The 24,818-nt window shown below is 55.2% G+C and carries 15 protein-coding genes; 3 read left to right on the forward strand and 12 right to left on the reverse strand.

The window, feature by feature from the left end; translation table 11 throughout:
* The first annotated feature begins 159 nt into the window (after positions 1–159).
* The gene (locus tag AB0A83_RS04160; protein WP_150046998.1) at positions 160–1,965 is read left to right on the forward strand and encodes a PAS domain S-box protein; all 1,806 of its coding nucleotides are present in this window, start codon (positions 160–162) and stop codon (positions 1,963–1,965) included.
* Between the two features lie 125 nt (positions 1,966–2,090).
* A complete protein-coding gene (locus AB0A83_RS04165; RefSeq protein ID WP_367155477.1) occupies positions 2,091–3,674 on the forward strand; it encodes a PAS domain-containing methyl-accepting chemotaxis protein in 1,584 nt (527 codons plus the stop codon).
* Positions 3,675–3,837: 163 nt separating this feature from the next.
* Here the strand turns inward: AB0A83_RS04165 and AB0A83_RS04170 are convergent, their stop codons facing one another.
* The 5 genes from AB0A83_RS04170 to AB0A83_RS04190 form a co-directional block, all read right to left on the reverse strand.
* The gene (locus tag AB0A83_RS04170) at positions 3,838–4,917 is read right to left on the reverse strand and encodes a PA0069 family radical SAM protein (protein ID WP_367155478.1); all 1,080 of its coding nucleotides are present in this window, start codon (positions 4,915–4,917) and stop codon (positions 3,838–3,840) included.
* Between the two features lie 101 nt (positions 4,918–5,018).
* On the reverse strand, positions 5,019–5,720 hold the full coding sequence (gene rpiA, locus AB0A83_RS04175; RefSeq protein WP_367155479.1) for a ribose-5-phosphate isomerase RpiA: 702 nt from the start codon (positions 5,718–5,720) through the stop codon (positions 5,019–5,021).
* Between the two features lie 22 nt (positions 5,721–5,742).
* Positions 5,743–6,768 carry a UDP-3-O-(3-hydroxymyristoyl)glucosamine N-acyltransferase gene (gene lpxD, locus AB0A83_RS04180; RefSeq protein WP_150047006.1) on the reverse strand — a complete coding sequence of 342 codons (1,026 nt, stop codon included), beginning with the start codon at positions 6,766–6,768 and terminating at the stop codon, positions 5,743–5,745.
* Positions 6,769–6,776: 8 nt separating this feature from the next.
* The gene (locus AB0A83_RS04185; RefSeq protein ID WP_150047008.1) at positions 6,777–9,008 is read right to left on the reverse strand and encodes a spermidine synthase; all 2,232 of its coding nucleotides are present in this window, start codon (positions 9,006–9,008) and stop codon (positions 6,777–6,779) included.
* A 17-nt stretch (positions 9,009–9,025) separates the two neighbouring features.
* A complete protein-coding gene (locus AB0A83_RS04190; protein ID WP_150047010.1) occupies positions 9,026–9,868 on the reverse strand; it encodes a helix-turn-helix domain-containing protein in 843 nt (280 codons plus the stop codon).
* Between the two features lie 407 nt (positions 9,869–10,275).
* Here AB0A83_RS04190 and AB0A83_RS04195 point away from each other — a divergent pair, with 407 nt between their 5' ends.
* Positions 10,276–10,407 carry a hypothetical protein gene (locus AB0A83_RS04195; protein ID WP_269473493.1) on the forward strand — a complete coding sequence of 44 codons (132 nt, stop codon included), beginning with the start codon at positions 10,276–10,278 and terminating at the stop codon, positions 10,405–10,407.
* Positions 10,408–10,485: 78 nt separating this feature from the next.
* On the opposite strand, the gene ilvD is transcribed toward AB0A83_RS04195, so the two are convergent.
* The 7 genes from ilvD to AB0A83_RS04230 form a co-directional block, all read right to left on the reverse strand.
* On the reverse strand, positions 10,486–12,171 hold the full coding sequence (gene ilvD, locus AB0A83_RS04200) for a dihydroxy-acid dehydratase (RefSeq protein WP_150047012.1): 1,686 nt from the start codon (positions 12,169–12,171) through the stop codon (positions 10,486–10,488).
* Between the two features lie 102 nt (positions 12,172–12,273).
* Positions 12,274–12,912 carry a TIGR04211 family SH3 domain-containing protein gene (locus AB0A83_RS04205; RefSeq protein ID WP_232056774.1) on the reverse strand — a complete coding sequence of 213 codons (639 nt, stop codon included), beginning with the start codon at positions 12,910–12,912 and terminating at the stop codon, positions 12,274–12,276.
* 48 nt (positions 12,913–12,960) lie between these two features.
* On the reverse strand, positions 12,961–13,863 hold the full coding sequence (gene argF / locus AB0A83_RS04210) for an ornithine carbamoyltransferase (protein WP_150047016.1): 903 nt from the start codon (positions 13,861–13,863) through the stop codon (positions 12,961–12,963).
* A complete protein-coding gene (locus AB0A83_RS04215) occupies positions 13,860–15,038 on the reverse strand; it encodes an acetylornithine transaminase (RefSeq protein ID WP_150047018.1) in 1,179 nt (392 codons plus the stop codon). Before AB0A83_RS04215 ends, argF begins: the two co-directional genes overlap by 4 nt.
* Before the next feature lie 290 nt (positions 15,039–15,328).
* The gene (locus AB0A83_RS04220; protein WP_367155482.1) at positions 15,329–17,053 is read right to left on the reverse strand and encodes a murein L,D-transpeptidase; all 1,725 of its coding nucleotides are present in this window, start codon (positions 17,051–17,053) and stop codon (positions 15,329–15,331) included.
* Positions 17,054–17,189: 136 nt separating this feature from the next.
* Positions 17,190–18,932, reverse strand: a complete 1,743-nt coding sequence (locus tag AB0A83_RS04225; RefSeq protein WP_367155483.1) for a sulfite reductase subunit alpha — start codon at positions 18,930–18,932, stop codon at positions 17,190–17,192.
* 154 nt (positions 18,933–19,086) lie between these two features.
* A complete protein-coding gene (locus AB0A83_RS04230) occupies positions 19,087–24,570 on the reverse strand; it encodes a glutamate synthase-related protein (protein WP_150047022.1) in 5,484 nt (1,827 codons plus the stop codon).
* Positions 24,571–24,818: the final 248 nt, after the last annotated feature.

The following is a 24,818-nucleotide window of genomic DNA, read 5'->3' on the forward strand; positions in this document are numbered from 1 at the left end:
CTGCCATACTATCGTAACGCCAAAATTGGCATTGGCGCTCTGTCCTATTTGGGGGGGGCCGCGCAAGCCGTGAGTAAGCTGCGCAGGGAGCAATTACTCGACGGTTAAAGCGTCTTCATCTGCCAAAATTCCCTGTTACCCATAAGCCGAGGCTACTTCGTGTTTAAGCATTCAATCGGCCAATCAGCCGCCATTCTGAACAGCGATTTTGTTGCTCTTTTAATAGTCGAGGACATGCGCATCGTATGGGGCAATGCGGCCTTGCACCGCATTTTGGGTTACGACCCGGATGAACTGATCGGGCAACCCATCCGCATGCTGTTTCTCGATCAAGAGAGCTATGAATCATTCCGACGTGAGGCGAATTCGGCGATCGCCAACGGGAACAGCTACTCCGGAACCATTCCGCAGCAACGCAAGGACGGTACGACGGGTTGGTATGAGTTCAATGTTTCAAGTCTTGTGGGCGAGCCTGACGCGATAGTCGGTGCCATCGTCGACAGAACCGCGTGGTACCGAACGGCCCGGGAACTGCAAGAGAGCGAATCGCGTTATCGGTCGGTGGTGGAAGATCAGATCGAGGTGATCAGTCGATTGTTGCCGGACGGCACCTTCCTGTTCGTCAATGACGTCTATTGCCGGGTATTTGGAAAATCCGCCGATGAATTGGTGGGTAATCACTGCTGGCAACCAATAGCTCATCCGGACGATTTGCCGATGATCGAGGCCAAGCTCCGCGAAATGTCGCAGGACCATCCGGTCGTGACCATCGAAAACCGGGTATTTGACGGCAATGGCGACGTACGTTGGATGCAATTCGTCAATCGAGGGTTTTATGGCGTTGATGGGGTCCTCAAGGAAATTCAGTCGGTTGGCAGAGATATTACCAAGCTCAAGCAGGTTGAATTAAACCTGCGTGAAAGCGAGGAAAGGCTGCAACGTGCCCAGTCGGTCGCGCGAATCGGTAGTTTCGCGATGGGCAGCGATACTGAAACCTTCAGTATGACCAAAGAAACGGCTCGATTGTTCGATCTTGACGATACGGGGGTAACGACATTCGTTGAATGGTTCGCGCGCGTGCATCCCGACGATCAACGCAACGTTGAAATTGCTTGGCGTGCCGCCTTGCGAGGTGCGCCGTATGACATGACCTACCGCATCGTGGTGCAAGGCCAGATCCGCTGGATCAGGGCAATGGCCGATCTGCAATTCGATGTTGACGGGCAGCTAATCAGGGCGGTCGGGACGGTACAAGACATTTCCGACCTCAAGCAAATCGAGTCCGACCTGCGGGAAAGCGATGAACGTCTGGAAATGGCGCTGGCGGGATCGGAACTGGTCATATGGGACTGGAAAATTCCTGAGCATAAAGTCACGGCGGGCAATCGCTGGTTCGAATTGCTGGGCTATACCAAAGCAGAGCTGGGCGACGATGAAGCCGATTGGATGAATTTGATCAATCCCAAAGGTCTACAAGCTTTAAAACAGAAACTTTTATCTCATTTGCACGGCGAAACCGCTAGTTTCGAGAGTGAACTCCAGTTGCGGCACAAGGACGGCCATTGGGTTTCGGTCGAAGCCAGAGGCAAGGTGACTCGAAGGCTCAAAGACAATGCCCCGCTGCGTATGGTGGGTACGATACTGGATGTCAGCCAGCGCAAGCGCCTGAATGAAGAAGGGTTGAATTTGCTGAAGCGGATCGAAGCGCTGATCCGCGAGAGTTCGTCGCATTCGCTAGGCAAAGCGGACGAAAAAAAATCGGTCGAAAACTTGACGAAGCGGCAGCGGCAAGTGCTCGGTATGATTGCCTCCGGTATGACATCGGCGGAAATCGGCAGGCGTTTGCACCTGTCTACCGCAACGGTCATTTCGCATCGCCGCAACCTGATGGCAACGTTAGGTCTGCACAGCACCGCTGAAGTCACCCGATTTGCAATCGATCACGGTCTGTTGACAAGCAACTAGCGCAAACAACGCCTCGTCTGCATTTATTTAGCATATATGAGTCAGAAAAATACCACATAGCGGTGGTTATTTTTGGGGTTCAATTACGTATGCTTTCCTGCCCGAACTTCATTACAGCACGACCCATGGCGCAAGATGAGTACAAGTTATCTCCCAACATGACCATTATTTCCCACACGGATGGGAAGAGCATCATCACCCATTGCAATCACGACTTCGTCCAGGCTTCGGGATATAGCCTGGAAGAGCTGATCGGCAAGCCGCACAACATATTGCGCCACCCCGATATGCCGAAGGAAGCGTTCAGAGATTTGTGGGATACCCTTAAACGGGGCAAACCATGGAGTGGCATCATTAAGAATCGTCGCAAGGACGGCGGCTACTACTGGGTGCGGGCAACAATCACACCATTGCCGGATAAAAGCGGCTACACCTCCGTGCGCGTCATGCCGACCACTGAGGAAGTAAGCTCGGCGCAAGCGCTCTACAAACGCATGGCCAAGGGGGAAAAAATCAAGTTGCGCGAAGGCAGAGTCGCCAACGCATCGCTCAACCCGCTCGACAGATTGAACATCTGTCAACGTTTGTGGTTGATGACGCTGGCGCCGATTGCCTTTATCTTGGCACTGACGCTGAAATATGCCGGAAGCGAAGAAATCCTTTTCAGTTCCGCTCTCGGGGTAATGCTGATTCTTCTGATCGCGATCAGTGTTATTCGTTATCTCACCGCTACCCTAAAACAGACTGCGGAAACTTCGATTGCCATAGCCACAGGCAACCTGCTCCAGCCTATTCCTGCCAGTCTGGACGACGAAATCGGCGCGTTGGTGGCTTCGATAGCCATCATGCGCAACAACCAGCATGAGGTAATCGCTACCTTAAAGCGTAACTCGGAAGTGCTTACCCAATTTTCCAACAGGCTCAGCGCATCCGCGACAAATGGGGCGCAAACTGCGGTATCCCAATACGAGGCGGTTTCAAGCATGTCCGAGGCAACGGAGAAATTATTGGCATCGTTCGAATCTATCGGAGACAGGGTCAACAATGTGACTTCGGCAAGCGAACGGTCCTCGGCGGTAGCGGACACCGGCGGTCAAATCATCCATGACGCCGCGGAGGAGATGCGCAAACTAGGCGAAGCGGTTCATACGACCGCCCAGAGTATCCAGCAACTGGAGGAGATGTCTCTACAAATAACCGGGATCGTCAATGTGATTCGAGAGATTGCCACCCAGACTAACCTGCTGGCCTTAAACGCGGCTATCGAAGCCGCACGGGCGGGGGACGGCGGGCGGGGGTTTGCGGTTGTTGCGGATGAGGTGCGCAAGCTGGCGGTCAGGACTGCGGAATCCACCTGTGAAATTGCCGCAATGATAGGCAAGATTCAGGCCGGAACCGCAAACGCGGTAATCAACATGGATACGGCAGTCGTCAATGCCGCCGAAGGGGTAAAGCTGGCACACAAGACCGGTGATTCCGTGATAGGCATCCGAACCGAAGCAAGCCAAGTATGCGATGCTGTGATCGAGATTACCCGGGTGCTTAAGGAACAGGCACTGGCGGCCAAGGATATTTCGCAACACATCGTGACGGTCTCCCACGGTGCGATCAACAATAGCATAGCGGCGGATGAAACGGCCTTGTTGGCCGAGCAGATTAAAGAAATCTCTGCGGCGCTCAGCCAAACAACAGAAAAATTCAAAATTTAGCCCGGCTATTCCGTCGCTTGAATTGTCGGGCGCCTTTGCGTCAGAAATGCTGCAGGCTGGCCGCCGCAGCATATTTTCAATCGGCAATAGGCTTTGCGACCACAGGCTAGGCGGGCTTTGTCGCAATCGTTGGCGGTTGCATGCTTTTATGCCCGCTTGGAAATCAATCGAAGCAATCGAAACTCATTTGTCCGCCCGGCGCGGGTTTGCGAAACAAATCGCAACGTAAAGCCGGTAGCGCCGTATGCAGTTGCGTGCGCTTGCTGATCAAGCGAAAGCGTTGGCCGATCAAGTCGGAGTAGGCACCGGTGCCGCGTAAGCGTTGATGAAAGCTGGGGTCGTAAACCTTGCCGTCCCGGCTGTCGCGTACCCGGTTCAGCAAGTGTTCGGCCTTCAGCGGATAGTGCTGCTGCAGCCATTCCCGGAATAAATCCGCTACCTCCAACGGCAAGCGCAGCAGAATGTATTCGGCGCTTTGCGCGCCGGCTTCGGCGGCGGAGCGGACGATGCGCTCGAGCTCCGGGTCGGTCAATACCGGTATGACCGGAGCGACCATGACGCCTACCGGAATGCCGGCGGCGCGCAGCCGGGTTACGGTTTGCAGTCGGCGCTGGGGTGCGGCGGCACGCGGCTCCAGTTTACGCGCCAATTCCCGCTCCAGACTGGTGATGGAGATGAACACCGAGGCCAGTCCTTGTGCCGCCATGTCCGCCAAAATATCGATATCGCGTTCGATCAGCGCGGATTTGCTGACGATGCTCACCGGATGACGGCATTCCGCTAAGACTTGCAATATCTGCCGCATGATGCCGAATTGCCGTTCCAAAGGCTGGTAAGGATCGGTATTGGTGCCCAAGGCCAAGGGAGCGCAGCGGTAGTTGCGCCGGCCGAGTTCGTCGCGCAAGATCGCGGCGGCGTCCGGTTTGACCAGAATGCGGGTTTCGAAATCCAAGCCGGCGGAATAGCCCAGGTAGGCGTGGCTGGGACGGGCGAAACAATAGATGCAGCCGTGTTCGCAACCTCGGTAAGGGTTGATGGAGCGGTCGAACGGGATGTCCGGCGATTGGTTGTAAGTGATCAGGCTGCGGCTGGTATCGACGATGGTCTCGGTCGCTAGCGGCGGCAAATCCGCGTCCAAACCGTTCCAGCCGTCGTCTTCCCAGCGTGTGGTTTGCTTTTCGAAGCGGCCGGCTGCGTTACTGACGCTGCCGCGGCCTTTATACACCAAGGGGCGCTTTGTCATCGGTCGGCACGGCGGAAAACCGGTTTACCCAGGCCAGCAGGGCAAGCACGGTTCATTCCCGATCGCGAGGTGGGGTGGCCGGCGGCAAGTTACGGCTTGCTTCATTCCGGCCGGCGCGGCGGTACCCGCGGCAAGTCGTGGTGTTCCAGCACCGCGCCGTCTTGGCCGCAGAATACCGCGGTGGCCAGGTCGGCGAAGATGCCGTGTTCGGGGATGCCGGGCAGCGCGTTCAGACGGTCGTTCAGGGTCTTGCCGTCCAGTGCGGGATCGAATACGGTATCCAGCACCAAACTACCCGACGAAGTGACGAACAAGCCGTCGCCGTTGGCGCGCAACTTCGGTTGACCGCCGATTTGTTCCAAGCTGCGGCTAAGCAATTGCCAGGCAAACGGCAGCACTTCTATCGGGATAGGGAAGTTCTGGCCGATGCGTTCCACGCGTTTGCTAGGATCTATCAATACCCAGAAGGCCTTGGCGGCTTTGGCCAGCAGTTTTTCCCGTACCAAGTCCGAGCCGCGGCCTTTCAACAAGGTCAGATCCGGCGCGACTTCGTCGGCGCCGTCCACGTAAACGTCCAGCCGGCTGATATGTTCCATGCCGCGAATTTTGAGACCTAGCTGCTGGGCTTTTATTGCGCTGACCACCGAGCTGGATACGACTTCTAGCGCCAAGCCTTCCTGTTGCTGGCGGCGCGCCAGAGCTTCGATAAAAAAATTGGCGGTGGAACCTGTGCCTAATCCGACCAGCATATCGGCTTGAATCAATTGGGCGGCATGTTCGGCGACGCGTTGTTTATCGTTCATGGCGGGCTCCGGGCAAGAGGGTTTAGGATTCTAATTGATTTAAGCGCTTTTCCAGGTCTTTGACTTTTTGCAACAATTCCGGCAGTTTAGCCAGCGCGGCCAATTCGCGCCAGATCACTTTGCGGTCTTTGGCCGGGCTGCCCCAGACTTGGCTGCCGGGCGCTATGTCTTGCGAGACGCCGCTGCGCGCCATCACCACCGCCCGACTACCTATTTTGACATGGTCCGCCACGCCGACGCTGCCTGCCAAGATAGCGCCATCGCCGATCTCGCACGATCCGGAGATGCCGCATTGTCCGCAGACGATGACGTTTTTGCCGACCTGATTGTTGTGGCCCAGCTGCACCAAGTTGTCGATTTTGCTGCCCCAGCCGATGCGGGTGGAACCCAAAGCGCCGCGGTCTACGCAGGTATTGGCGCCGATTTCCACGTTGTCTTCTATGACCACGTTGCCGACGTGCGGGACTTTGACGTGCCGGTTGCCGCGGTATTTATAGCCGAAGCCGTCGGCGCCTATGATGGCCCCGGAATGAATGGTCACGTTATCGCCGATTTGGGTGCGATCGTAGATCACCGCGTTCGGGTAAATCCGGCAATTTTTGCCGATCACCACCTGATTGCCGATATGGGCATTGGCGTCTATGGTGCTGCCGTCGCCGACCCGGCTATGTTGACCTATGCTGGCGAACGGCCCTACGTGTACGTCGCTGCCGAGTTCGGCGCTGGCGGCGATGGCGGCACGTTCCGATAGTTGCCTCTCGAGAGCCGGTTCCGGGTGCAGGGCTTTGACGGCGTCAATGAAGCTGATTTCCGGGTCTGCGCAAACCAACAGGGTTAAGCCGGCCGGCACATCGGCGTCCAGTAACGCTTCGGAAATGAAACAGGCCGATGCGCGGCAATCTTTCAGATATTTTTTGTATTTGCCGTCGCTGAGTACCGTGACTTGGTGTGCTTGGGCCGACATGATGTCGGCGGCCGATAAAATGTCCACGCCGCCGTCGCCGCGTGTTTCGGCGCCGCATAAGCGGGCTAATTCCGTTATTTGCATGCTGTGTCCTATTTCCAAATGCCTATGATGTGGGTGAAGTCGTCCGTCCAGGGTTTTAGACCGAAGGTTAGCGGCAATTTTTGCCAATGGCCGAGCGGACTGTGTTGCAGCTTGTCCAGGCGCTGCGGGTTTTTAGCGATCACCACCCAGTCGGTAGCGACTACCAAGGGTATGTCGGTTTCCGGTTTGAACTCTTGAAGCAAGCCGGCGAGTTTTTGGCTTTCGACATGGTCGGCCAAAACTTTTTTCAAAGCCAGGTGGCGGTTGGTGATATGAAATGCCAGCAGGCCGTCCGGCTTCAATTTGTTCAAATAAAGTTGCAAGGCCTCCCGGGTCAGCAAATGGGTAGGCACCGCGTCGGAGCTGAAGGCATCCATGATCAATAAATCGAAACTTTGCTCGCTTTCTTTTTCCAGTGATAAGCGGGCGTCGCCGATGACCATGTGCGCTTGCGGGTTGCAGCGCTGCAGATAATGAAACCAGGTCGGGTCTTGCGCGACTTTGACCACCAAAGGATCGATTTCGTAGAAACTCCAGTTTTGTTCCGGTTTGGCGTAGCAGGCTAAGGCTCCCGCGCCCAGGCCGACCGCGCCTATCCGCCAGTTGCCGTTTTGATCGTCGAATTCGGCGAACAACTGGCCGATAGGACCAGGGCGGCTGTAATAGGTTAAAGGCGTGGTGATCTGGCTGGCGGTCAAACGTTCGGCGCCGTGTTTGGTAGTGCCATGGTACAGTTCGTGGACTTTTTCCGGCCGGCTGCGTTCGTCCGCTATCACGGTTGCGCGTACTGACAACACGCCGAAAAAAGTCCGTTCTTGAAACAAGGTGTTGCTGGCCAAACTATGCAAGCCTAGTGCGAATATCAGGATCACCGCAGTTAAAAGTCCGAGTCCCAGCGGGTGGTGTCGTACGGAATAGGTCAGGCCGGCCAGCAGGATCAAGGCGCCGCCGATGACGTCGAGATACTGAAACAAGTCGTCGCTGCCGAAGTAGATGCCAAAACCCAATGCCAAAAGGACAAGCGGGAATATGGTTTGCCACCACCAGCGGCCGCTGCGGAAACCCGGCCTTAGTAACAGTGCGGCCACTATCATGATCGGATATTCGTAGACCGCGTTGAATATAAACGGCGCTACAAAGGTATTGAACAGACCGCCTAACATGCCGGCAAACGACATGATCAAATAAAACCGGGTTAGGTAACGAGCCGGCGGCCGTTGTTTGGCCAATTCGCCGTGGCAGACCATGACGGCCAGAAAGAACGCCAAGCAATGCAGAATCAGATCCAGCCAATAAGGCAGCACCGCCGGATTAATGAAGGAATAAGCGATGAACAGCAAAAGTACCGCCGGTTGAGCGGCAAGCATGGCGGGGTGTATGCAAGCGGCCCATTTGGAAAATACCAGAATGAAACTCAGCAGGTACAAGGTCAGCGGCACTATCCACAGCAGCGGAACCGCGGCGATGTCGGTACTGATGTATTGTGTCAGGCCCAATAACAAGCTGGACGGCACCAGAGCCAGAGCCAGCCAATGCAGTTCCTGCCAACGCCCGGGCGGCGGCAGGTCGGTTTCAGGATCCGCTTCGGCATCCGCGCCATCGTCGCTTGGTAATTCCGGATGTTTGCGCCACAGGGCTAGAGCGCAGGACAAGATTAGCAGGCATAGCAAGCCGTAACCTATGCTCCAGAGCAGCCGTTGATCGGCCAAACCGATATTGGGTTCCAGCAAAAAAGGATAACTCAGCAAGGCCAGCAAGCTGCCGGCATTACTGGCGGCGTATAGATAGTAAGGGTCGCTGCTGCTGCGGTGGCCCAAGTGAGAGAACCATTTTTGCAGTAACGGCGCCGTCGCGGAGACCACGAAAAACGGCAGACCGATTGCAACGAACAAAGTGCGGATCAGCCAAAACGCGGGATTGCCGTCGGTGGGCGGCTCGGCTTGTTCCGGCAGGGCCACCGGCAATACCAAGACACTGAATATCATCAATGCGGTGTGAATCTGAATTTGCCGCAAGTCGCCGGCCCGGCTACTCAAGCGATGGGCATACCAATAACCGCCGAACAACAGTGTCTGATAAAACACCATGCAGGTGTTCCAGACCGCCGGCGTGCCGCCCAGCAGAGGCAGTAATAATTTGCCGAACAGCGGTTGCAGCACGAACATCAGCATCGCGCTGAGGAACAAGGTGGTGGCGAATAATGCCACCGGCGATAAAGCATGTTTTGAAGAAGAAGTCATGTCAGCTATTGTTGTTATTAGACTCGGCTGCGTAACGCGGTGGTTTTCCAGCGGCCTGCTACGTAATCCAGCGCTTCTTGTATGTTGAGATCGCGGGTGCCGCCGCCGGTGCGCACGAAAAATTTCGGGGTATTGCCCTGGTTTAGAAATACCGGTCGAATGGCCGGGGAAATGATAACCCGGCACACGTCTTTATGGTCAACGACGTGAAACAGCACGTGCACGCTAGGGCAGAGATCCGCGCCTAAATTGGCGGAAATGCCGGTCATCAAGGCTTGTTCGAAGCCGTCGCGGTCCGGCCGTTTCAAGGTTTGGTAATCGGGCTCCAAACCCAGGATTTCGCCGTTATCCGCCACGCCTATCAACAAGGTGCCGCCGAGGTGGCTGTTGAAAAAACCCGCCAAGGTTTTCATGATCACCATTTCCAGATTACGGTTGACCCGCAATTCCTGCAGGTCCCAGCGCAGCGACGATTTGAATTCCAACAACGGCCCTTCGCCTTGACGGACAATGGAGGGCAAATCTTTGTCCAGTTCGGCCTTCAATGCGTCCAAATCCAGCAGGCGTTTGTGCAACACCTGGTAAAAACCCAGCGACAACAAACCGAGCAAGGCGCCGATTTCGGCGTAAAACACGATGATGTTGTTTTGGTTGATCTGTCCGGTGACGACTTCCGAAAATTGGGTCAGGACGAATTCGATAGACGATAGCGGGTCGGCGTTGCGCTCTCTGGAGCTGATGTAGTCGTAGCTGGGCGCCAATAGGAAAATGCCCATGCCGGCGCCTATCCAGGCGGCAAAAAAATAAATCTTCAGTTTTTGTTTCCAGATTTCCAGCAACTGCAGCAAAAAGCGTTTCATGGCGCGGGAATGTCCGAATTCGATGGGGATATATGCATTGAAACCGTTAGCCGACAGGCGGTGCCGCGCTTGTTGAATGCAGCATAGGCAGCGTCGATAAAACGCCTTAGCACGTCGGGACGTTGTGGTTTTTTAAATCGTGGCATTTACCGGATTAAACCGTTCTAAACGAGGGATTTGCCATGATGAGCATGCGCTGTTGAATAGGTGTTTCACCGTAGATGCACTAAAGATGGGCGTTACCGTGTTAGAGGTATGTCCGCCGCTTGAGCCGAGCTGCAGCCGCTATGTTAACTGAAACCCGCGGATTTATTCAGTGTTTTAGCGCTTAGTTAACCGAAGGCGGCTAAACGCGGCCGGTTAACGTTACAGTTGCTATGCCCGTTAGAACGATACGCGGAGTCAACATGCGAAATAACGCAGTGCGGAAAATGAATTTGATACCGGCCCTGTCTGGAAGTGCCGGTTGCGACTTGCCAGGTGTGGTTTGGTTGTTTACTTCGGCCTTGCTAGGCGGCATGGGCCTGAAACGGCGCTGACCCGGTCGATTGCACTCGGCGCGCCAGGCGGGTGAGGGCGATGCGGCGGCCCTCGCACTCCGCCGGCGCGGCGTCGGCTTAGTCCAAATTGTCGGTGACCGCGCCCTGCGAAGCCGAACTGACCAATTTGGCATATTTGGCCAATACGCCGCGGGTGTAGCGCGGGGCGGGCGCTTGCCACTTTTCGAAACGACGGGCGATTTCGTGCTCGTTGACGTGTAGGGTCAATTGCTTGGTTTCGGCATCTATGGTGATTTGATCGCCGTCTTGCACGACGGCCAGCGTGCCGCCGACCTGCGCTTCCGGGGTGATGTGGCCGACCACGAAGCCATGGGTGCCGCCGGAGAAACGGCCGTCGGTGATCAGCGCGACGTCCTTGCCCAGGCCTTTACCCATGATCGCCGAGGTGGGAGACAGCATTTCCCGCATGCCGGGGCCGCCTTTTGGACCTTCGTAGCGGATCACGATCACATCGCCCTTGACGATGCTGCCGTCCAAAATCGCTTTCAAGGCTTGTTCTTCGGCGTCGAACACTTTGGCTTTGCCGGTAAACACCAAACCTTCCTTGCCGGTGATTTTGGCCACCGCGCCTTGCGCCGCCAGATTGCCGTACAAAATCGCCAAATGACTGTCTTTCTTGATCGGGTTGTCCAGCGGGCGGATCATGTCTTGTCCGGCCGGATAGTCTTGGACGCCGGCCAGATTTTCCGCCAAAGTTTTGCCGGTCACGGTCAGGCAGTCGCCGTGTAGCAGGCCGATGTTCAACAATTCTTTCATCAACGGTTGAATGCCGCCGATTTCCACCAATTCGGCCATTTGGTATTTGCCGCTGGGTTTCAGGTCGGCCAGCATCGGGACTTTGGCACCGATGCGGGTAAAGTCGTCCAGCGTCAAATCGACGCCGGTGGCGTTGGCCATCGCCAATAAATGCAACACTGCGTTGGTGGAACCGCCCAGCGCAATCACCACGGTAATGGCGTTTTCGAAGGCCGCTTTGGTCATGATGTCGCGTGGCTTGATGTCTTTTTGCAAGAGTTCCAGCACCGCCGCACCGGCGCGCTCGCAATCGAGTTTTTTGTCGTTGGAGATTGCCGCTTGTGCCGAACTGTTCGGCAGACTCATACCCAACGCTTCTATCGCCGACGCCATGGTATTGGCGGTATACATGCCGCCGCAGGAGCCGGCGCCCGGTATGGCTTTGGCTTCGATGGCCGCCAACTCGGCGTCGTCGATCTGGTTGTTGGCGCGGGCGCCGACCGCTTCGAACACCGACACCACGTCCAGCTTTTTATCGTTGTGGCAGCCGGGCAGGATGGTGCCGCCGTAGACGAAGATGGCCGGCCGGTTCAGACGGGCCAGCGCAATCATGCAGCCCGGCATGTTTTTGTCGCAACCGCCGATGGCGACCACGCCGTCGAAGCCTTGGCAGCCGACTACGGTTTCGATCGAATCGGCAATCACTTCCCGCGACACCAACGAGTATTTCATACCCTCGGTACCCATCGAGATGCCGTCGGAGATGGTAATGGTGTTGAATATCACCGCCTTGCCGCCGGCAGCGTCCACCCCGCGTGCCGCGTCGTCGGCCAGGTGGTTGATGTGCATGTTGCAGGGCGTAACCATGCTCCAGGTCGACGCAACGCCGATTTGCGGTTTGGCGAAGTCTTCGTTGTTGAAGCCGACGGCGTGCAGCATGGCGCGGCTGGGCGCGCGCTCCATGCCGTCGACGACGAGCGAGGAAAATTGGCGGGTTTTGTCGGTCATGGCTTTACGTCGAATAATGAATGAATCGAATGTTGCCTTGCGCGGGCTCGGCAAAGCGGGGGTGCCGGTTAACGGCGGTGGCGAATCATGGTTGGTAGGCGGCTAAAACGTGTCCCAGCCGCTGGAGCGGCGGCGCCAGCTAAGCTTGGGTAGAATGTAGCCTAATAGTACGCCGAACAGCGCCAAGCCGCCGCCGTACAAAAACCAGTCTTGATTGGTGCTGTCGGTTAACGCTTGGTTTTCGCGTTTCAATTGCTGTAATTCCCGTTCGACGGTCACTACCCGTTCTTGCAATTGGTCGCGTTGTTGTTTCAGTTGGATGGCGTTGGCGGCTGTCTGTTGCAGTTCGGCCAATTCGGTGCCTAGGCGGTCTTTTTCCTTACCCATTTCTTCGCTGCCGACTTGCAAGGTTTTTAAGGCTTTGTTTTCTTCCTGCAAGGTTTCCAGCTTTTTGTTCAGCGCTTCCAATTGCGCTTTGGCACTGGGTTCCTTGCTGATGTAGCGGGTGAGTATGTAACCTTCGGCACCGTTGGCGGCTTGCACGTAGGTGTAGCCGTTTTCGGTGTTGTCGCCCAGGATGTTTAGCGGCGTGCCGTTAGGCAGCATGCGCACGATGCGGCTGCGTTCGCTTTCGCCGCTACGTATGGGCAGGTCTACGCTGTCGGTTACGTAACCCGTTCTGGCATGTGCCAAACCGCTGCCGGCGATGAAAATCAGTAGGCGGAGTATGCATTTTTTCACGGCAAGGCTCTTTATGAGATCGACAATAAGCCGACGATTTTATCGAAATTATCCACAGATGAGAAATTCCAACAGCGCTTTTTGCGCGTGTAGGCGATTCTCGGCCTCCGGAAATACCACGCTTTGCGGGCCGTCTATCACCTCGGCGCTGACTTCTTCGCCGCGATGAGCCGGCAAACAGTGCATAAACAAGGCGTCCGGATGCGCGGCTTGCATGGTTTGCGTGTTGACTTGAAAGTGGCGAAACGCCACTTCGCGTTTTTTTTGTTCCTCTTCCTGGCCCATGCTGGCCCAGACGTCGGTGACGACCAGGTCGGCATTTTGAGCGGCTTGTTCGGGCGAGGCGCAAAAGGCGACTCGGTCGGTAGCCGGTTCGACGATGGCGCTTGACGGCCGGTAATCGTCCGGGCAAGCGATGTTCAATTTGAAGTCGAATTGTCTGGCGGCGTTGATATAGGAATGGCACATATTGTTGCCGTCGCCTATCCAGGCCACGGTTTTACCGGCGATGTCGCCGCGCCGTTCGAAATAGGTCTGCATATCGGCCAACAGCTGGCAGGGGTGTAGCAAATCGGTTAAGCCGTTGATGACCGGAACCCGCGAGTGTCGGGCGAAGGTGGTGACCGTTTCGTGTTTGTGGGTACGCAACATGATGCAATCGACCATGCTGGAGATGACTTTCGCACTGTCTTCCAGGGGTTCGCCGCGGCCTAATTGGGTGTCGCGCGGCGATAGAAAAATCGCGCTGCCACCGAATTGCACCATGCCGGATTCGAAGGAAATTCGGGTACGCGTGGACGATTTTTCGAAGATCATCGCCAACACTCGGCCTTTCAAAGGTTGAAAGTCGGGGTCGCGATGATTTTTCAATTCGATGGCCCGCTGAATCAGAGTGCGTAACTCGCTGCCGGTCAAATCGAGCAGGCTGGTGAAATGTCTGATGGGTTTCATGGGGTAACGGTGAATGCTTGGATGAGCGCGGATAGCGTGTCCGTTAGTTGGGCGATTTGCCGGTCGTCTATGACCAGGGGCGGCAGCAAGCGGATGGTGTTGTCTGCAGTGACGTTGATCAGCAAATGCTTTTGCAGGGCCATCCCCACCAGCGCGCCGCAGGGTTTATCCAGTTCTATGCCTATCATCAGGCCTTTATGTCTGATCGATACGACATGCGGATTGCCGGCGGTTTGTTCGGCGATAGCGTTACAAATTTGTGCGCCTTTGATTTCGGCTTGTTGCACCCAATCGCTATGCGTCAAGGTGTCCAATACTGCGAGCGCCGCGCTGCAGGCCAACGGGTTGCCGCCGAAAGTCGAGCCGTGATTGCCGGCTGTCAACACCGATGCGGCTTTGCCGCTGGCTAAACAGGCGCCTATCGGCACGCCGTTGCCCAAGGCTTTGGCCAAGGTACAAACGTCGGGCAGAATGCCGTTGTGCTGATAGGCGAAGAAACGACCGGTACGGCCTATGCCGGTTTGGATTTCATCCAACATCAGCAACAAGTCGAATTGATCGCATAAACCGCGAATCTGGTTTAAATAATCGGCGGCCGGGATGTTGACTCCGCCTTCGCCTTGTATCGGTTCGACCAATATGGCTACGACGTTGGGGTTGTTTTGTACCGCGGCGCGGATCGCACCGATGTCGTTATAAGGGACGTGAGCGAATCCGGGTAAGAGCGGAGCAAAACCTTGTTTGATTTTAAGATTGCCGGTCGCGCTTAACGAACCCATGGTGCGGCCGTGAAAGCTTTTATCCATAGTCACAACTATGGGTTCGGCGATGCCTTTGTCGTGGCCGTATTTGCGGGCGATTTTGATGGCGGCTTCGTTGGCCTCCGCCCCCGAATTGCAAAAAAAGGCGTTGTGCATCCCGCTCAGTTGGCACAGCTTATCGGCCAAGTCTTCTTGCAATTGGACGCCGTATAAGTTGGAACTATGAATCAAGCGCTGGCTTTGCCGGCAAAGGGCTTCGTGCACCGCCGGATGGGCGTGTCCCAAGTTGCAGACCGCGATGCCGGCGACCGCATCCAAATAGCGGTTTCCGTCCAAATCCCATAACCAAGCGCCTTCGCCGCGCTCGAATTTCACTGCTTGCCGGGCATAGGTAGGCATAAGGTGTGTGGTCATTTTGTTAAGAGCAAGAAGGAGTTACAAGTTCGGACGGAGCTAAAAAAAAGCCGCGATTATATTTTTTTGCTCCCCGCTTAGCAACAGGATTCTTGTGTTCGGTTTAGCCAAGTCGCATCCCGCGTTTGTTCTCGGCTTGCTGATCACGGGCGGGCGACGGCGTTTGTTAGCAAGCCCTTGATTGACGATTGTTGGGGGAGGCGTTTTCCTGCGAAAAAACTATCCGGCTGACGCCTTTGAGCTGAACAACAATCCCGGGGCATTCGGTTACATTTATGTTGGCAATCGCCTTAACCCTGCGATTTTACGCTCAATATATTTTGTCCGGACTGGTCGAGGTTTTTGTCCAAGGCTTTCAGTAACAGCTGATCTTGTTGATAGATGTCCCGATAAAAATGGACTTGGCCTTGCTGATCGACGAAAGAAGTCGAATAGATGAATAACACAGGGATAGGATTTTTTAAGGATACGCGGCGGGTTTTGCTGTCCGACATGGCTTGCAGAATGTTTTCGTTATTCCAATCGGAGTCCGGTTGGTTTTTTAATACGAATTCGGCCAATTTATCGGCTTGGGCAACTCTCACGCAGCCGTGGCTGAAATCGCGGCGGCTGCGTTCGAATAGTCTGGGCGATGAGGTGTCGTGCAAATACACGTCTTCTTTATTGGGAAAGACGAATTTGACTTTGCCCAGCGGGTTATTTTTGCCGGGACGTTGTCTGACCCGAACCCGGCCGCTTTTCAGGTCTTCGAATACGCTGTCCCAGGAGTCGGCGTCGCTTTCGTTACGTTCCACCAGCTCGATGTCCTGGCTCTCCAAGTAGCCGATGTCTTCGTATAGTTTGGGGAGAATTTCCTTATCGAGAATGCTTTGCGGGATGTTCCAGTAGGGCATGAATTCCAGATAACGCATTTTTTCGAACAACACCGGCGTTGGGTTCTGCAGCGCTTTGCCGACGATGACTTTCAGATTCAACGGTTCGCTATCGTCGTTATCGTTGAAGGCCCATAATTGAAAAGCCGGGATGTTGACAATAATCAGCGGACCGTCGATGTCGTCCGGCAGCCAGCGCAAGCGCTCCAAAGCCAGTTCGATCTGCAAGATTTTTTGTTGCAGCGTTTCGTTCAATTTAGCGGCGGTTTCCGTGCCGATGATGCCGTCGGCCAGCAAGCCGTTCTGCAGTTGAAAGTTTTTTACGCCTTGTTGCAGCGCTTCCGAATAGATTGTGTCTTCTGCGAGCGATTGCGGGCTCATCGCGCCGGCTTGAATTAAACGTTGCCGTAGCAATGGCATTTGCGGGTGAGTCTCGAACGGATGCAGTGATGCGTTGAACAGCAAGGCTTCCCGGTTGGCTTCTTTGGGTAACTTTCGGTAAGCGGCTAATACGTTTTGTAATTGCCGGTATTGTTTGAATTTCGGCCGCAGTTGGTCCGGCAGTTTATTGAGCGTTTGATGTTCGAGCGCTTGCGCCAGCAACGCCGGAATGTCGAGGGTTCGGTTTTTGCCGAAGGTTTGCGGATAATCGAGTTGCTGCGGGCTGACCCTGCCAAAATGCAAGTCGTTGGCGTAGCGCAAAAAAGCGATGGAAAAAGCGGTGTCGAATTCTGCCAGTTCTTGCACGGCGCCGGTCGCTATCGAGCCGGCCAGGGTCAAATTTTTCCGCAGCAGTTCGGCATCGTAATAGCGCGGGTCGAGTCCGTCCGCAAAGGCCTGGGCAATCATCGTCAGACCTTGTTCGACCGCCGTATGATTTCGATTTGGGGGTAACCAGAGCAGTTGGTAACCGGTTTGCCGATATAGTGAGGCTAGCTGTTCGGCGAGCGGGGAAAAATCCGGCGAACTCAGCAGCGGATTGCGTTTGCCGGCGATGAGGGTTTTGAGCGCATCGGCCGTTGCGTCTTTTGCACCGGCGTTATCGGTTGCCGATTCGGTTTGCGCGGAAAACAGCAGTAATGCCAACAGCATCAGATAAAACGCGCGGGGAATAGTCCCGGATTGGCGCCCATGATTTTGCATAATAGACTCGATACACAAAGGCCCATAGGAAAGGCGAGTGTTTAGTTAACTCGCCGACGACAGGAAAACCTTAAGCCGTTCGGTTTGAGAAGCGGGGGATGCAACGGCTTGATTCCCCCTGATTTTCGCCGGCGCTTTAATAAACGTCTCTGACGTAACGTTTTTCTTTTTTCAAATTATTGACGTATTCGACAGTGTCGACCAGCGTCAGTTTGCCGTGTTCCCTAATGATGTCGTGCAAGGCTTGGTCGACGTCTTTAGCCATCCGGTAAGCGTCGCCGCAGACGAAAAAATAGCCACCTTGTTCTAGCCAGGCGAACAGCTCGGCACCGTGTTCCTTCATACGATCTTGCACGTAGATTTTCTGTTCTTGATCGCGGGAGAAAGCTAAATCCAGGCGGGTTAAAATGCCTGTAGCTTGCATGTCTTCGATTTCGTTGCGATAAATGAAATCGGTGGCTGCGTTACGATCGCCGAAGAATAACCAATTTTTGCCATTGGCGTTGCGGGCGCGGCGTTCCTGCAAAAAAGCGCGGAACGGCGCAATCCCTGTGCCGGGGCCTACCATGATCATCGGTAAATTATCGTCGGCAGGAACCCGAAAGTTATTGTTTGGGGTGAAAAAAATCTTCACGTCGCTGTCTGCGTCGACCAAGTCCGCCAGATAGGTGGAGCAAACCCCTTTGTGATGGCGGCCGTGTGCGTCGTAACGAACGCTGGCGACGGTCAGATGAACCGCGTCCGGATGTTGCTTGCTGCTGGAGGAGATCGAATAGGCACGGTGCTGCAAAGGTTTCAGCAAGGCCAGGAATTCCGCGGCGGATAATTCGACGGACGGGAACTGTAACAGCAAATCCAGGGTGTCTCGACCCCAAAGATAGTCGGACAGTTGATCTTTATCGCCGGCTTGCAGAAGGGCGTTCAACTGTTGATCGCCCGAGCGTCTGGCTATTTCCTCGACCAATTCCTTGCTGGGGGTTTTGATTTCGAAATGGGTGCGCAAGGCTTCGGACAGCGGCATCAATTCGCCGCCGACCGGCTCGTCCTCGCTGCCGGTACAACCTAGTGCCTTGACGATTTGTGCGACAAGGTCGGGACAGTTGGTCGGTACGACGCACAGGGCGTCGCCGGCTTCGTAGCTGAGTCCGGACCCGGCAATCGAGATTTCGTAATGGCGGGTTTCCTTCGACGAATGTTCCGCGGTCAACAGACGGTTGACCAGCAGTTTGGCCGGGAATGGGTTTTTGCGGTTGTAGGCCGGTTTACCGTTGTCTTGACTGCCGGTATCGACCACGGCGACGGTGGCGGCACCTTCGGCCATCAGTGGGATGACCTCGCTAATCCATTTTTCGGCCGGAGTTTCGAAGTCGACGTCGCAATCCACCCGATCGAAAATCCGCTTGGCCCCCAATGCGCTCAGCCGGTTATCCCAATCTATCCCGGCTTGGCAAAACAAATCGTAGCTGGTATCGCCTAAAGCCAGTACCGAGTATTTGACGTTTTCCAGGCGCGGCGCGTTATCGCCGTTGGCCGCCTCCCACAGCATTTCGGCATTGTCGGGCATCGCCCCTTCGCCATAGGTGCTGGTAATGATCAGCAAATATTCCATTTGCGCCAGCTGGCCGATTTCCACTTCATCCATGCTTTTCGCGACCGGCAGCAAGCCGTGGCTTTTGGCTCTGGCGGCGGTATCGTGGGCCAGGGATTCCGAATTACCGGTTTGACTACCGTACAAGATGTGCAAAGTTCGGGCATTTGCGGGGTTGACGCTGCCGGCGCTCTGGATCATGTGGCTATGCATGCCGGCAAAAAATCCGCTTAGCCAAGCGCGCTGAATTTCACTAAAAGGGGCGTTTTCGGGAATAAAAGGTGATTTCATTTCTATACCAATGGGGTCGTGTCAAACAGACCCGGTCGCTTTACAAATCAATACTCGCTGTGTGTCGCTGAATGTTTAACCGCACTTAATCGCCGGCCCCGTCGCCGGGCGACGAGAGCCGGAGAATGCCGGCATTGCCAACCGGAATTTAAGGCTATGCTATTTCGCTGTCCAGCATTTCCTTTACGATGGCTAAGCTTTCCAAGCTCGCCAAATTTTTGTCGACCGAGGGCACCTCGGCCAATGCTGTCCGATTGATTCGGTTTTGTTGAATGATCCAAGCGGTGGAGCCGATTGAATAGATGCTTTGCACATCGCGCAACATCAATGTGGTTTTGTAATCCGTCAAGCGTTTTTGCGCCATTAACGCGGCCAGTTGCTTGTCGTCGTATTGGCTATACGCTTCGCGGATGTTTTTGATTAACGCATCTTGCAATTTGCGCGGCCTTTCGGTGATCAGTTTATAGGCGTGTTTATCGATCAAGGCCGGTGTCACCGGCAATCCGGACTTGTCGAGCTGATCCTTGGCGATTTGCTGAGCTTTGTCGATCACTGCGTAGCTATTGATCAATTTCAGCGTCAACTCGGTGTCGGTTTCGCCATAAGCCGGGATGGCGCCGCCGAATAACGCGGCACCGGATAGGTAGGCGCGTTTGATTTGCTCGATTTGCTGTTGAGCGAACGCCACCGACAGTTCTTCGATCATGGCTTTGCGGTCCATGCTTTGTTGTAAATAGTCGGCGGTTTGGGTACGGTTCAACCAAGTCGGTAGTGCAAATTTGAAAAATTGACGCTCTACAGGCCAATTAGCCATGATGCGTTTGGCCGTTTCCGAATCGGTGTGTTCGATGTGCTGCTGCAGCATGTACAAAATAAATTGCTCATGCGCTTGCGCCATTTCGCTGTCTTCGGTCAAACGATGCAGGGTGACGGACGTTTTATCGTACAGGGCTTCCAAACGATCGTGTGGATCGTATTGATAGGCGTTGCCGCCGGACATGCCGGTGCAATAACCCTTGCCGAAACCGCCTAAATTCAATACCGCGCCGTTGATCATGTATTCGCAGGCGAAATCGCCCACGCCTTCCACCACCGCCATCGCGCCGGAGTTACGTACCGCAAAGCGGTCGCCGGCTTCTCCGTTGATGAAGGTTTTGCCGCCGGACGCGCCGAACAGGGCGAAATTGCCGATTAACACGTTTTCACCGGCTTGACTGGAGCCACCGCCCGGCGATTTAACCACGATGGTGCCGCCGCATGCGGTTTTACCGACGCCATCGTTGCAGGTGCCGGTGTGTTCCATGCGCAACCCGTCGTTGTTGAAAGCGGCATAGCTCTGGCCGGCCGAGCCGTAGGTGCGGACGGTGATGGTGTCGTCGGCCAGATAACGCCGGCCGTGCTGGTTGGTGTAGATGATTTTGCTTGCGGATATTTGTTCTGCCGACAATTCGTATTGCAGTAGCCGCTCCAAATCGATGGCGGTTTGTCCGCCTACGCTTTTGTTGCGGTTGTTCAATTTGAATTCGCTGCCTTCGATCACGATAGCGTTACGGCCTTTGTCGAACAGCTCGGATTTCACCCGAGCGAAGATCAGGTCGTCGATGGCAAAGTTTTTTTCCAGATAGATCGGCTTTTCAATTTTGACTTCTTGGACTTCGGCGAGCAATTTTTGCAAGTGCAACTGACCTATCATGCTTGGGTGATTGATCAGATGCAGCAATTCGGTTTTGCCGCGAATCTCTTTCAAACTTTGGTAGCCCAAATCCGCCAAAATTTCGCGCACTTCGTGGGCCAAATTCATGAAATATTGAGCCAATACCCGCGGGTCGCCTTTGAACTCTTCGTGGGCGGTGGTCAAACCGGCCGGACAACGTATGTTGCAGTTTTTGGCCATCACGCAGCGCAGCATCATTAGCGCCGTGGTGCCGAATTCGAAGGAGTCCGCGCCGAGTATGGCCGATTTGATTACGTCGGCGCCGTTTTGGTGGGCGGCGCTGCAACGCAGGACGACTTTGTCGCGCAAGCCGTTGACCGCCAGCGCTTGATGCACTTCGGCGATGCCGATTTCCGGAGAGCGGCCGGTATTTTTCAAGCTGGTGACCGCTGCCGCTCCGGTACCGCCGGTATTGCCGGCTACGTTGATCACGTCGGCGCCGGCTTTGGCGACGCCGACCGCGATAGTGCCTATGCCTTCTGAGGATACCAGTTTGACGATCACCCGAACGCGGGCGGCTTTGGCGTCGTGGATCAGCTGGCCCAAGTCTTCGATCGAATAGGTGTCGTGATGCGGCGGCGGGCTGACCAGTTCGACTTTCGGCGTGCCGCCGCGTAAAGCGGCTATTTCCACCGAGACCTTAGGCGCTGGTAGTTGGCCGCCTTCTCCGGGTTTTGCGCCTTGGCCGATCTTGATTTCGATTTCTTCCAGATTCGGGTCGGCTAAATAGCCGGCCCAAACGCCGAAGCGGCCGGACGCAAATTGCTTGATCTTGCTGGAGCGTATGGTGCCGAAGCGGCTGGAGTGTTCGCCGCCCTCGCCGGAGTTGCTCATGCCGCCGGCGATGTTGGTGCCCTGGGCGACGGCTTCGTGGGCTTCGGCCAACAACGCGCCGTGGCTCATCGCGCCGGAAGCCAGGGTCGGGGTGATTTGGTGAGCCGGTTGTACCTGATCCAGCGCTATCCGTTCTCGGCCGGGTTTTACCTTGCTCAAGTAGTGGTACAACAGACTGTCGCTATCGTTGACGCGGATGTTGAGATTGCCGTCTTCTATCGACGCCGCAAAATCCTGTCCTAAGAAGCGGGCTTTAAAATGTTCCGCGAGTTCTTTTAGCCGTGTTGCATTGTTATCGGACGTCAGTTCGATCCGGAACACCGCGCCGTTGCTTTGAGTAACGCTGAGGCCGCGAATCAAAAAGTTGTTGTTCCCCGGTAGGTTTTGGCTTCCGAGTAAGCGGTCGAAATCGGCTTTGCTCTGTGCTGTGCTGACGTCGACGGGAAATTCCATGACGTCACGTAGCGCAGCCGGGCGAACCGCGCGCTCCTGCGCCAGATTTTTGGTAAAACTGCGATAGGCAGGGGTAATGCCGAACGCGTCGATCTGCGCCGGCGTGCGTTTTTCGTAGCCGAAATCCAGGTAAGCGGTATCGCTGGCCTGTGCGGCTTGCTGTTGCGGTACGTATAGAATCGCTTCGTCGGTCATGGCGATATATTCGCGTACCGCGGTGTTGCCGAAGGTATGGCCGGCGCCGTCTTGACGTTCCTTGAACAGGCCGAGGAAGGGGATGTCGCTTTCGCTTTGTACTGTCAGGGCTTTATGATGCCATTCGCAAGCACTGGCGGCTATATCGGAAAACCGCGCGCCGCCGACCGACGAGTTAATGTTCGGAAAATAAGGCTTCAGCTTGGGTTCATCGGTATCGAGATAATTGGATTCGAAAAATTCGCCGCCGATATAACTTTCCGCAGTGCACAGGCCGAATTTGCCCATGGTTTTCATCAACGATTTTTCTACGCCTTTTTGGAAGTGGTACAAGGCCTTTTGCCGTGCCGCCGCGTCGACGTATTCGGTCACTACCCGGTTATGCACGCTGAGCGGGCAAATCGCCGAGGCGCCGAATCCCAAAATCGTCGCCACGTCGTGCGGACTGGCCGCTTGTCCGGTTTCCATGATCAGCGACGAGTTGAAACGCAAGCCTTGCTTGACCAAATGTTGATTGGCTGCGGCAATCATCAGCAAGGCGGGTATCGCTGCGTGGGTCTTGCTGATGTTGGCGTCGCTTAGAATGATGATGCCGGTGTTGGCGCGCGCAGCCTGTTCGACCTGATTGCATACTGCTAAAAATGCTTGTTCCAGCAGCTGTTCGTTACGCTGTGGGTCGGCGAAATCAGGGGTGTACAGCATGTCCAGGGTTACGTGTTTGACCTGGGTTTGTCGGCGGATTTGTTCCAGTTGCGTGCGTTGCAGAATCGGCGACTCAATCATGAGCTGCTTACTGGCGCTAGGTGCGAATGTCGGTTTGGCGCCCAGGGCGACGCGCAAAGTCATGCCGTCACTTTCCCGTAAAGAGTCCAGCGGCGGATTGGTGACTTGGGCGAAGCGCTGGCTGAAGTAGCGCGACATGCCGCCTTCGGCCGCGCTCAATGCGTTGGGCGCCAGGCCGTAGCCCATGGCCGTGACTTTTTCCAGGCCGGTTTGCAGAATCGGATCGAGCAGGAATTTAAAGCTTTCCTGATTCAGCGAATAGGCGGTATGACGCTGGTCGATGTTCAATTCGTGGTCGTTGCCGACTTCGGCAAGCTCGACCTTGGGTAACTGGTCGATGTGTATACAACGTTGTGCCAATAACGATTTGTAGTCTTTTTCGCCGGCCAAGCGTTCCATGACTTGGCGGCTGTCGTAGGACTTGCCGCTGTGATGGTCGAAGTACAACATACCGCCGGCTTCGATACGGCCGCGGCGTAGCACTTGCTCGGGCGGAAAATCGATTTGCCCGGCTTCGGACATTACCGCCAGATACTCCGCGGTTTCGACCGAACGCAACGGGCGTAAGCCCAGGCGATCGAGGCGGGCGCCGACCCGAATGCCGTCGTTGAAAATCAAGGCCGCCGGGCCGTCGTTCTTCTCTTCGTACAGGCTGAAATATTCCAGCATGGCCCGGACTTCCGGAGACAGCGTCGGGTCGTTTTCCCAGGCCGGCGGCATCATGGCCAAAATGGCGGTAACGATGTCGAGTTCGTCTTCGTTAATGCGGCGGGTTAGGGTTTGGTCCAGGCGGCCGGAGTCCGATTGGCCGCAGGGGAATACGATGTGTTTATTGTTTTGTCGAGCAATGGCGTTTTCGCTGAGGCGGTTTTTTTTGTCGGTGTTCAGTTCGCCGTTATGCGCCATGTAACGGAACGGTTGTGCCATCATCGTGGCCGGCGCGGTATTGGTCGAGAAGCGGGTGTGGAAAAACAGGGTGCTGATTTCGTGGTCTTTGTCGTACAAGTCGACGAAGTACGGAATGACTTCAAACGAGTTCAGGCGGCCTTTGTAGACCAAGGTGCGCGAACTCATGGACAGCGGATAAAAACCTTGCAATTCCGGGCGTTTGAAGCCGTCCGCCTCTATGGCCAGCAAGGCTTGTTGAATATGTCTTTCGAAGGCGTCATGGCTTGCGTCGGTTAAAGAAGCGGGACGCCCGAAAATAAGCTGTTTGATCGGCAGTTGCGCTTTGACTGATGCGGCGTTCAGCACTGCTTTGTCGACCGGGACCTCGCGCCATTTGATAACCGGCAGATCGAACTCTTTTAAATGCGTTTCGATTAATTGTGTGGCAATCGCGTCGTATTGGGCGTGATTTTCCGGAAAAAAGAAATTGGCAACCCCGAATTGACCCGGTTGCAAACTCTCATTGCCGGTGATCTTGCGGAAGAAGGTTAACGACAGATCTATATTGACGCCGGCACCGTCACCTATGCCTTCGGCGCTCATGCCGCCGCGGTGCGGGATGGTGCACAAGGCTTCGTGCGATTTCAACAACAGGTCATGCGTCTGTTTGCTATCCTTGCGTGTGATGAAACCTACGCCGCAACTGTCTTGCGATAGGTCGGCATCGTAGAGCATGTGAATTGCGTTATATTTCTGGGCGTTATTGATCATTGCTATCCAGATCCTGTCTTGCTGGTTTAAACGCGCCCTCGTGCCGATTTGCGCAGAGGGCGACTGTGCCGAAATGGTGTTTATGGCAGCTGCGTGTTACAGTCGCCAATAGCAGCAAAAATTCTGTGAGATTTTCTTAAGTTTTTCGGCTAGAGAAACTTACTAATGATACCATGCGCCGGCTTCTCTGTCATGGTGTGCGTGGCAGCGTTAGCCTTTAGCTAAAAGGTGCGAGTATTGATTTATGA

Source organism: Methylomonas sp. HYX-M1, from assembly GCF_040741385.1.
In the GTDB taxonomy this organism is placed as follows: domain Bacteria; phylum Pseudomonadota; class Gammaproteobacteria; order Methylococcales; family Methylomonadaceae; genus Methylomonas; species Methylomonas rhizoryzae.